Annotated in this window: 10 protein-coding genes; 8 read left to right on the top strand and 2 right to left on the bottom strand. The window is 55.3% G+C overall.

Translation table 11 applies throughout. The features are described 5' to 3' along the window. The first annotated feature begins 79 nt into the window (after positions 1-79). From FJ146_18035 to FJ146_18020, 4 genes are all read left to right on the top strand, one after another. Positions 80-388 (top strand): hypothetical protein, encoded by a 309-nt coding sequence (locus tag FJ146_18035; protein ID MBM4253872.1) that lies wholly within the window; start codon positions 80-82, stop codon positions 386-388. Between the two features lie 36 nt (positions 389-424). Next, on the top strand, positions 425-898 hold the full coding sequence (locus FJ146_18030) for a transcription elongation factor GreB (GenBank protein MBM4253871.1): 474 nt from the start codon (positions 425-427) through the stop codon (positions 896-898). A gap of 79 nt (positions 899-977) precedes the next feature. Beyond that, on the top strand, positions 978-2,357 hold the full coding sequence (locus FJ146_18025) for an aminopeptidase P family protein (GenBank protein ID MBM4253870.1): 1,380 nt from the start codon (positions 978-980) through the stop codon (positions 2,355-2,357). A 48-nt stretch (positions 2,358-2,405) separates the two neighbouring features. Beyond that, complete coding sequence (locus FJ146_18020) at positions 2,406-4,061, top strand: hypothetical protein (protein MBM4253869.1); 1,656 nt, start codon at positions 2,406-2,408, stop codon at positions 4,059-4,061. A 5-nt stretch (positions 4,062-4,066) separates the two neighbouring features. Here the strand turns inward: FJ146_18020 and FJ146_18015 are convergent, their stop codons facing one another. Both FJ146_18015 and FJ146_18010 read right to left on the bottom strand, forming a co-directional pair. Then, positions 4,067-4,792 (bottom strand): isoprenylcysteine carboxylmethyltransferase family protein, encoded by a 726-nt coding sequence (locus FJ146_18015; GenBank protein MBM4253868.1) that lies wholly within the window; start codon positions 4,790-4,792, stop codon positions 4,067-4,069. Between the two features lie 47 nt (positions 4,793-4,839). Next, positions 4,840-5,520: a recombination-associated protein RdgC gene (locus tag FJ146_18010; GenBank protein ID MBM4253867.1), complete on the bottom strand. Its 681-nt coding sequence runs from the start codon at positions 5,518-5,520 to the stop codon at positions 4,840-4,842. A 147-nt stretch (positions 5,521-5,667) separates the two neighbouring features. Here FJ146_18010 and FJ146_18005 point away from each other — a divergent pair, with 147 nt between their 5' ends. The 4 genes from FJ146_18005 (at position 5,668) to FJ146_17990 (ending at position 9,750) form a co-directional block, all read left to right on the top strand. Continuing rightward, positions 5,668-5,970, top strand: coding sequence for a hypothetical protein (locus tag FJ146_18005; GenBank protein MBM4253866.1), 303 nt, complete (start codon positions 5,668-5,670; stop codon positions 5,968-5,970). A gap of 114 nt (positions 5,971-6,084) precedes the next feature. Then, a complete protein-coding gene (locus tag FJ146_18000; GenBank protein MBM4253865.1) occupies positions 6,085-7,245 on the top strand; it encodes a response regulator in 1,161 nt (386 codons plus the stop codon). A gap of 43 nt (positions 7,246-7,288) precedes the next feature. Next, complete coding sequence (gene nadC / locus FJ146_17995; GenBank protein ID MBM4253864.1) at positions 7,289-8,131, top strand: carboxylating nicotinate-nucleotide diphosphorylase; 843 nt, start codon at positions 7,289-7,291, stop codon at positions 8,129-8,131. After that, entirely contained in the window at positions 8,128-9,750 is a 1,623-nt protein-coding gene (locus FJ146_17990; protein ID MBM4253863.1) for a biotin--[acetyl-CoA-carboxylase] ligase, read from the top strand. The genes nadC and FJ146_17990 overlap by 4 nt, the downstream gene beginning before the upstream one ends. Positions 9,751-10,286: the final 536 nt, after the last annotated feature.

The raw sequence follows: 10,286 nt of genomic DNA, 5'->3' as shown, positions 1-10,286 counted from the left end.
CCTGGTACAGAGAAATCCTGCCATTTAGGCAGAGAGTGGGTTGCGGAGGAGGACAGGTTGGCCCGGGAAGCAAACCCGGGTGCTGGGGCAATGGGGGTTGATTGTCCTACCATCCCGCAGGCAGCCAAGCACACCAACTCCGACGCGGCGTGGCCTTGCCGCGTCATGGAGCGCGCCCCGACTCACCTTTTATAAGCACAAGATCGAGCCCCTGCATCCTAAGCAGTCATTTAAGATTACGGTCGAGGGTACTGGCGACTTTGAAATCACTAAAGAAGACTTTATGGCGCATTTCAATGACGTGATCATGTCGCCGTCTTACCGTTCCGATGGCCTTTTCACCTACACGCAAATTCCTGATAAGGTTCTCCGCTACCGCAAGGCCTAGCCCATCAAACCCAATACTGACAAACCTAAGCGACTCATGACGCGTCAGGGCTTCCAAGAGCTGGCGAAGGAGCACGATGAGCTGCTCCTGGTCGAACGACCAAAGGTGGTACAGGGTATCGCCATAGCCGCGGCCGAGGGTGACCGTTCGGAAAACGCTGAGTATATATACGGCAAAAAGCGCCTGCGAGAGCTAGATAAAAGGCTGCGCTACTTGGGCACTCTCCTCAAAGATGTGCAGCTAGTTGACCCGGCAAAACTGACAGGTGACCGAGTCAGCTTTGGCTCCACCGTGCAGATTGTCGACGAGGTCGGACTAGAGAAGTCCTATACTATAGTTGGCGAGGGTGAGACCGAGTTTCACCCTGACGGCATCTCCTATAAATCACCGGTCGCACGGGCCTTGCTCGGACGCCGCGTGGGAGACATCGTTGTGGCTCAGCGGCCAGCTGGTGAAATAGAACTGGAGATTACTGGCCTGCTTTTCGCAGGCCGACCATGGAGGTCTTAGAGTGAGCACTTTTAAAAACTCCCGACCGGAAACAAAGCAAGCCCACGATACGGCAACTCCACCAAATCTGGTTCAATTTATGCTGCGCCATTGGCGTACTCGCCCCACCCGCGCTAACCCGGCCCGCCACCTTGCCAATCACAAAGCGAGACGGGCGGCACTCAGCGCTCTCTTTCCTCGGGAGCTCTTAGTCATCCCGACCGGTGAGCGCAAAGTGAGGGCTAATGATCAGTTTTATCCGTTCCGGGCCGGTTCCGATTTCTTTTATCTTACGGGATGTCATGAGCCGGAGTGTGTTCTTGTGCTTTGCCCAAATGCCAAGGGCGGCAAGGGCCATAAATCAGTGCTCTTTGGCGAGCCGAACCCAGGCAAGACAGACTCGAGCTTCTTCACCGACCGCGTGAACGGCGAGCTTTGGGAGGGCCCACGACCGGGACTGCCCGAGTTGCAGGTACTGACAGGTGTCGACGAGTGCCTACCGCTCACTGATTTGGAGAGCTACTTAACAACGGCCAAGTCCAAGGCAACCAAAGGACACCGGCTGCTGAGAGACTATTCACCTCGCTGCCAAAGGGTCTTGAGCGGAGCCCATCTAGAGACCAATAAGGAGCGCGACCTAGAGCTAGCCAATGCGCTGAGCGAGCTTCGCCTCATTAAAGATGATCAGGAGGTTGCTGAGCTGCGAGCGGTAATCAAATCAACCAAACGCGGCTTCGAAGATGTGATCCGGGTGCTTAAAGTTGCTAAAAGCGAACGTGAGCTCGAGACCATCTTCTGGGCACGGGCTAGACAAGAAGGTAACGACGTGGGCTACGGCACGATCGCTGCCGCTGGCGAGCATGCATGCACTCTGCACTGGAAGAAGAACGACGGCAAGTTGCGCCCGAAGGATCTCCTGCTACTTGATGCAGGTGTCGAAGGTCATAGCTTGTACACAGCCGATATCACCAGGACTTTGCCAATAGGTGGTAAGTTCAGCAAAGAGCAGCTAGAAATTTACAGCTTAGTCCTCAAAGCTCAAAAGGCCGCCGTGGGGGCCGTTCGACCAGGCAACGACTTCATGGAACCCAATCGAGTCGCCATGGAAGTTCTGGCCTTAGGCCTAGAGGAACTCGGCCTCTTACCGATGGGCGCAGCAACAGCTTTGCTACCCGAGAATCAGTATTACAAGCGCTACACATTGCACAACGTCAGCCATATGCTCGGCCTCGACGTGCACGACTGTGCGCAGGCGCGCCAAGAATCCTATAAGTACGGCAAGTTACAACCAGGGATGGTGCTAACGGTCGAGCCTGGTCTCTATTTTCAACCCGATGATCTCACCGTCCCAGCCAAATACCGCGGTATTGGCGTGAGAATTGAAGATGACGTTTTGGTCACAGCCAAAGGCTGCCGTAACTTATCAGCCGATATCCCTAGCGAGCCACGCGAGGTTGAGAGCTGGATGCGCTCAGTCTAATGCTCAGCCCTAAGACAACCGATAGTCCATCAGTCAGGGAGGAGTCTCATGACAGATGGACTAAAGCGGATCCTTGCAAAGGTTGCTGAGACACCCACATCAACGATGATCGATCGGTATTTGGCTCTAGTTAGCGAATTACCAAGCGAGCTGGACAAGACCGAGCGAGTTTTAGATCTGGGCGAGTCACTGATTGCCAAGGCACCCACCGAAGCACTCAGAGTGGTCGGGATGGTGCATGATGCTGCGCCTAAAAATCTGCGCGCTTATGACATTCTGATCGCGGCTTTCGAAAAACTGGGTCGAGCGGCAAAAGCTGGGGTGCTGCGTTTTGAACGCGACAAACTGCACAAATCTGCGCCGGAGGTCCTTGCTGCCGAAGTTCATCCAGAAATTATTAGCGAATCTAATCCCGTGGCACTCGTTTCCGACCCTGGGCAATTTGCCTCGCTACCTGAGGATGGTGGCTCCATCGCCGATCTGGCTACGTCGCTTGCCGGGCTCAGCTCCGGAGACGACGACTACGACTACACTATGGCGCTTGGCGCCCCACCCTCTGAGCAAGGAGCGAAGGGCGACGGCGACGACAGTGAGCACCCTGGTTCAAAGGCTTCGAGTCTGAGTAAACTCCAATCCATGGTCGATGGCTTTCGCCGTGATCGAACCCCTAGTCGCGTTGGCTCAGCCTTGAAATCAGCGAATGCGACGCGTAACCCCCTTGCAGCAACAAAGAGCGACGACACCCCGTCCCCCAAAACCACCACTAGCACTCGCGTATCAAAGTCTCTGCGCAAACTGGGTAGCTCCAAAACTACCGACTCTTCCAACTCCTCTGGTCAGGAGCGCCCAGATATTTCGACAGAGCGCACGAGTGTTGCTGTGCTGCCGCCAAATGTGGACGTGCTTCAGCTTGTTGATTTTAACCTAGCCGATCCCGCCAGCCCAACTCCTGGCTCACTCGACCCTGAAAGGATTCATCTTCTAGCCCGTGAGGCTCAAGCTGCCTTCGGCACGAGCATGAGCACAGCGTCACCAGGTCCTCTGAATGACCGTGGATCCTTAGATATTGGGACGGAGGAGTCGCCTACTGGTCTTGATTCGTCCAAATTTTCTTCCACTAACTTGGCTGAGGTCACTGATCTCTCAAGCTTCTGGGACCCGCTCCACGCCAGAATGGCCAAAGTCGATTGGGACCAGGTGTTGACTGAGATGCTGCAGCAGCGTGAGAGTCTCCTCGAAACCCTAGAAAAAGCTGCACCGTTAAAGTTTCCCCTGCCGCCCGAGGCTATTTCCGCCATTATTACTCAATTTCAAGCACAAGTGATTTCTGAGCCAACAGTGGCGCTCACACAACTTTGGGACATCATTCAGGGGATATGGGGCGATAAACCAGACGCAGTCATCGTCACCCTGCTGCAAGACCTTAACTTGACGCGAGCGACTCGCGGTTTTTGGGGATTTTACCTAGATGCTCTCCTAGCTCGGGGCTCAGCACGCCGCGTCCTCTTTGAGGTCGCAACAGTAGTAGCTCGCGAGCGTCAACTTAGCTGGGCCAAGACCGGATGGCAGAGACTGCCAACTGCATGGCGGCAACTCGGACTGCGAGGCTTTCAGTGGCAAGAAGACGAGGGAGTCGACGCGCTCCTGACGAGATTACGCCAAAGACCGCGTCAGATGATGAGCTCCCTCATATTAGGCGCCTGAACCACTCAAAAGGGCTGGCGAGCCGAGCCACTAAGCAGCGACAGCGAGATCAGCATGAAGGCAATGGCGAGCAACGTCCGCCTCTCACTGCGTAGCGCCGGAGAGAAGGTAATCGGCCACTCAAGATTTTGAAGTGTAGGCCACTTAGCCGGGAACCACGCAGGAACATGGCTCATGTAGTCTTCGTAAGCGGAGCCGAATCGGCCAATCAGGAGACGCTCCTCGTGCTTCACGATGCAGTAGTACTGAAAGCTGAACAGAGCCGCGGCGACGAACACGATCCAACTCACACCGCTAAATACTGCCAAGCCAATCGTAATGAGGAAGTTACCAACATATAGCGGGTTACGAACATAGGTGAAAGGACCACCGGTTATGAGCGCAGATCCAGCTGTCTCAACATTGCGCGTACGAGAAACGGAACCAATAAACGCCACGCTGTAAATCCGTACCAGCTCCCCTAGGACAACGATCAAGGTACCAAGGACGGCAGATTTGACGGTCGGCTCACAGGCGAACAGCACCAAAGCTATAAGTGGGATCGGCGTATAGTCCCGCCACTCAAAAAGTCGCTCGCCGATATCCTCCGCACTCCATTCGGACCAAGCAGGTCTAGAGCGACTCCCCTCGGTTTCGCTGTGACGCTCGAAGGTTGGCCCTCCAGCTACGGCTACTGCACTGTCAGTGGACTCCGGCGACACTGGCGGCTCTTTGTTCTCATCACTCACGATATGCGTCCTCTATGTACGAGATCGATTTAGTATCGTCTGTCTTGAATTTACTGGGGCGATGGCTCAGCAAAGATCACGGGAGTCGCTAAAGATAGCCGACTGACAGCCTCACTGGCAACCCGCGAATCAGCCAAATCTGCCGCCGACATGCCCATTAGTAGCGGCTCCATGGCGACTAATTGAGCGCCGATGTAATCGGAAAACGTCGAGCGAAAGAGGCCTTCAAAAAGGGCTCTAGCCTTCTTGCTACTTGAAAACAACATGACCTCACCAGCTTGGTCGCGCCAGAATGCATCGACATAACTGAGCGTAGGCAGCGCTCTGCACATGAGCTCCGCCTTGACTTCGTCACGCAGGTCGCGGCGCTCTTTAGGGCCAGGGGTCTTGCCGGTCTTTTGGCTGATCGCAAAAAACCGCTGCTTGTAGACAACTTGGAGTAAAGTTGCCGGCACCTTGCGCCGCTCGATGCGCAAGCGCAATAATACGCCGTCGGCGACACGGCAATCATGCAAGTCCCAAGGGTGATCAGGTGGCAGGTCGACCTTGACGCCATCGATGCCAACTGGCCGCACCCAACCGCATTGTTCCTCTTTCTTCACGCCGTCAAGAACCACGGGTTCAGCCTGGTAGAGGCCGAGTCTTTCAGCCATATCAGAAAGTTTGGGCCGACTGCCATCACCGATAAGCAGGTACCGTGAGAGCGCAATGCTGCCTTGCTGGATTGCCAAAAGAAACCACCTCGTCAAACAGTTTGAAGACGTTATGTTACTACTCTCAGCGAGGAGGTCCACGAACTTTTAAAGAATTCGGGCGGTCGGCCGATGAAAACCAAGTAACCAATGCATTTCATGGACTCGACTCTACAAGGCTTTTCGATGCGTAACGATCAATCCACCGACTTTGCGACCTATCGCGAGATCATGGGCGAGCTACTGCGGCCCATCGAGGGTCACGGGCTTGACGTGGATACGCTAAAGCGCCTTTATGAGAGTAAGCTCGTCTATCTAGAAAACCTCCGCGTGCGTTGCTTCTTAGAACTCAACAGCGCCGCTGGTGGTCATTTCACCATGAACGACTACAAGCTAATCTTGCAGGCCTCGGCCGAGACTAACCGGCACCTGAGAAATTTGATCCTTTTAGCCATAAGTACCAACCTCAAAAAACGCACCGCCAGCTGAAACGCGGTACCATTCAGCACAGCCTCTGTGTGGTCTGGGGCAAACCTCTGCTATAATTAGGTTTGGTCACCAACAATCCCGTGGCTTAGCTACGCGGATCAGCCAGAGGGTCGCATGCGTCGTAACCTACTTGTTGCCGACGACTCGGTTACCATTCAGAAAGTCATTCGCATTGCCTTTCACAGGTTACCGGTCGAACTCGTCGAGGCGGCCTCGCTAATTGAGGCACTAGCTGCCGTCGGCAATAAAAAGCCTGACGCCATCATTATCGACGCCAGCCTTCCAGGAGCTCGTGGGCCAGACGACTTTGCCCGACTGCGGAACGAGGCGGGTGGCGTTCCGATGCTGCTACTTATCGGGTCCTACGATGGTGTCGACGAGGCCTCACTCGGTCATGTTGGATTTGCCAAAGTACTCAAGAAGCCATTCGAATCCACAGACATTGTTGCCGCCGTCGATCAGTTGCTGGGTCTGCACGCCGCACCTACCCCACCCCCACCCCCGATGCGAGCACCTCCCTCGGCTCCACCGACCTCGTTACCGCCAAAACCATTGTCGTTGGCCTTTCTCGACAATCAGCCACCAGAGCCATCGGCATCAGTAGGTGGCGATTCCGTTTCCCTTTTTTCATTTGATGCCGAGCCCATCGAGCAGCCGACCGATGTCCCCTCTGGGGAGCCTGACTTGGGTTTAACACCGCCAAGCCGTGCCCAGCATGCCACCGTGATCCATAGTGGCGGGTTCCCAGGCTTACCGCCTGTGAACGAAGTCAGCCTAGAAGGCGGCACCCATCGTCCTCCGGTGATTCCGCAAACACTCGAGGGCCAACGCGGCCGTCGCGTATTTGCTACCCCGGAGGCACCACCGCCTCCCTTGACGAACGATGAGTTTGACCTGAGTTTTGCGATATTTGACGCTGACACGACGGCGCCAGCGCCACCGTCTTTAGGCAACCTACGCGCCGATCCGCGGGTGAGTGCCCCCGTACCACCACCACCACCGCCGCCGCGTACATCAGCTCAAGTCGCATCAGCCTTGGCAACACCACTGCCACTTGCCGAAAATCTCCCGCCAAGGTCGGAGTTTGCCTTTGCCGGCGAGGGCACCGCCTCAGCGACCGCGAGTCAGATCACGATGGCGCAAATGCCGACCTGGGTGCGGCAGGCTGTCGAAGACTACTGTGAGCGTCATTTTAAGAGCCTAGCCCGCGAGGTGTTAACCTCAGAGCTACGGCGTTTAGCTGACGAGAAAGCGCGGCACCTCGTTGACAATTGATGCCGCTTCGACGAGGATCCGGGCTTAGTCCGGAGGATGGTCTATGGCGCCAATTCATGCAATTCAATTAACCCCTATGATCACTCGTGCTCTCGAGGAGGACTGGGGTTTCGGCGACTGGACCACGGATCTATGTGTGGCCGCTTCGACGGAGGCCAAAGCTCGCATCATAGCTAAAGAGCAAACAGTCATTGCTGGTGTCGAGGTAGCTGAGGCCGTTTTCAACCTGGTCGATCCCAGCTTGAAAGTTGACCTCAAGGCGAAGAATGGCGACCAGTTAAACCGTGGCGACCTAATTATCGAGATCAGCGGCTCCGCTAGATCGATACTCAAAGCTGAGCGCGTTGCACTTAATTTTTTGGGCCGCATGTGCGGCATTGCTACGCTAACGCGTGAATTTGTTAAAGAGCTTGCCGGTACCAAGGTGCAACTCCTGGATACCCGCAAGACGACCCCAGGCATGCGTCTACTTGAAAAATCGGCAACCGTCATCGGTGGTGCGCGCAATCACCGCATGTGCTTAACCGACGGTGTCATCGTGAAGGAAAATCACATTCGCGCTGCTGGTGGCATAAGTGCCGCGGTTAGCCGTCTACTTGAAAGTCTACCGCCGACGCTTAAAATTGAGGTCGAAACGACAAATCTGAGCGAGGTGCAAGAGGCACTTGATGCCGGCGCAGACCTCATCATGCTCGACAACATGTCGGTATCTGAGATGGCGTTGGCTGTGCGCACAGTGCGCGGCCGTGCTTTGCTCGAAGCATCAGGCAATGTCCGCCTAGACACTGTTCGCGACATTGCTTTAACAGGCGTCAATTTTATATCCACCGGCGCCATTATTCACTCTGCGCGTTGGTCGGACCTAAGCCTATTATTTGACCTGTGACGGCCACCGGCGGTGGCAGGGGTTTCAGATTGAGCAAGCCAGCCGTAGCGGTTCTGCACCTAAAAACTGTAGATTCAACCTCACGTCATGCGGCGCAGTTGCTGCGTGATGATGAACTTGAAGGCAAGCGCGCTGCGCCTTTCGCTGCGCCTTTCATGGTCTGGGCCGATGAGCAAACTGCGGGTCGAGGACGACATGGTCACGAGTGGATTAGCCCACGTGGCAATCTTTATGCCACGATGGTTCTGCCGCCTCCTGGGGTTGGGCCGGAGCATCACGGGCTCTTGCCGCTCAAGGCTGGGGTTATTACGGCAAGGTTTATTGAGCGTGAGTTTGGACTGAGGACCACTCTCAAGTGGCCAAACGATATCTTGTTTGGTGGGCATAAGCTCGGTGGTATTTTGGTAGAGACCAGCATAAACGGATCTGAGTTTGGTGAGTTGCTGGTTGGCATCGGTTTAAATATCAATCATGCGCCTGTCATCAAAGACGGGGATTACCGCGCCGTGGCCCTGCACTCCCTTCTTGGCCGTAGCCTCGAAATTCACGACTTAGCCGAGAAGTTTGCCGCGAGCTTTTGGGAGCTCTGGACCGAGTTGCCACTGGACCGTGTAGTGACAGCTTACGCTGAATATGCTGTGACACCGGATGAAATCTTTTACAAGGGAACTGGTAGCGAACGACGATACGCTCGCCTTGGAGTTTTGCGGGACGACGGCGCACAACTCCTTCACGACTATGACTCACCCGATCAACTCATAGCCCTTAGCAACGCTGATCATGGATGGCGGTGGGCGTTACAAAGTGCGGAGTCAAGAGAGCTAGCTACCTGCGACATTGGCAATACTGCCACCAAGCTTGCCTATTACCGTGATGCGCGCAATGAGTCGGCCCACTGGGTCAATCAAGTGGTGCACGAGAGTGACGAGACCTCGCTTCGTAAAGCCCTTGTCCAGCTCAAACTACGCGTCGAGGGTCACGCTGTCCCTCTGCACGTAACGTCGGTAAGACCAGAGCGCACCAAGCAACTCATGCAGATGGCGTCGGCGCTGGGGTGGCCTCTCGTAGTAATAAGCAAGCGGCAGGTCCGACGCCGAGGTGATGGCTACCTACTGAAAGACCTTGGCATCGATAGATTAGCGGCAATTGAAGGCTGGCTTGCCAGTCTTAGCGATTCCGATCGGCGTTGCCAAGACCACTATGGTGTCGTCATTGCGGCCGGAACTGCAACTACTGTAGATGCAGTCACTACCAAAGGACGGCATTTAGGCGGTTTAATTCTACCGGGAATCAAGCTGGCTCTTAGTAGTTTGCACGAGGCAGCCAGTCTGCTACCTGATATTAATCCGGAGCTTGAGCTCAACGCTGAATCAGTTCGGCTCGGGTTGGGTAACAACACTCGCAGCGCCATGCTCAACGCTGCTATCGAGATGACAGCTGGTGCCGTAAACGAAGTGCGCCAGCGCTTGCAGCGGCAGCACCGCCTACAAGAACTCACCGGTGGCATCGTGACCACCGGCGGTTGGGGTCAGCATCTAGCGACGCGACTCGGTGGCAGCTATAAACCCGAACTTATTTTGAGCGGAGCTCGCGTCCTGGCTATTGGCGGCTGGCGCTAAAAAAATAGAAGCCCGCCTAAAAAGACGGGCTCCCCATGCGGAGAAGATAAACCTTGGTGAAAAGAGTTGTTTCTTTCCTGAGACGACGGCCAGGGCCTTCGGGCTCAAATTCCGGGTGCTAAGCCGCTACGGAGTGCAACCTTCCCGGACCACCAGGGATGATTTTACCAGACTTGCGGGAGTTTGCACGGCCAGACCTGTAACCCCTTGATTACCCGCAAAGCCGTATCCGGCCTGAGATGTAAGTATCCGACATCACCTGGCTCTTTCTTCAGTGCAGAGCTCGTCCGAGGAGTCGACTGGGGCCGACCAGACCCTTTAATTGCACAAATGTTATGCAACCAGGGTCCGCTTTTGCAGCATCGGCCACTACCGACAGGTAGTTGGGGGTATGGCCCAGCCTGCGCCCTACCAAAACCAATTCACCCACGGTCCACCGGGCGGCATGGGCGGGATGATGTACACATGTCGCTAGGCGACATCTAAGCTACTACGGCTCATGTCCCTTCCCCATCCTCAAACCTCGTGATCAAACC

The organism is Deltaproteobacteria bacterium, assembly GCA_016874735.1.
In the GTDB taxonomy this organism is placed as follows: domain Bacteria; phylum Bdellovibrionota_B; class Oligoflexia; order Oligoflexales; family CAIYRB01; genus CAIYRB01.
This window is presented reverse-complemented; position numbering and strand designations above follow the sequence as displayed.

Bases quoted from the DNA above. Each gene is read 5' to 3' on its own strand.
- FJ146_18030 (MBM4253871.1), top strand. From the start codon at position 425: ATGACGCGTCAGGGCTTCCAAGAGCTGGCGAAGGAGCACGATGAGCTG.
- FJ146_18025 (MBM4253870.1), top strand. From the start codon at position 978: ATGCTGCGCCATTGGCGTACTCGCCCCACCCGCGCTAACCCGGCCCGC.
- FJ146_18020 (MBM4253869.1), top strand. From the start codon at position 2,406: ATGACAGATGGACTAAAGCGGATCCTTGCAAAGGTTGCTGAGACACCC.
- FJ146_18005 (MBM4253866.1), top strand. From the start codon at position 5,668: ATGCGTAACGATCAATCCACCGACTTTGCGACCTATCGCGAGATCATG.
- FJ146_18000 (MBM4253865.1), top strand. From the start codon at position 6,085: ATGCGTCGTAACCTACTTGTTGCCGACGACTCGGTTACCATTCAGAAA.
- nadC (MBM4253864.1), top strand. From the start codon at position 7,289: ATGGCGCCAATTCATGCAATTCAATTAACCCCTATGATCACTCGTGCT.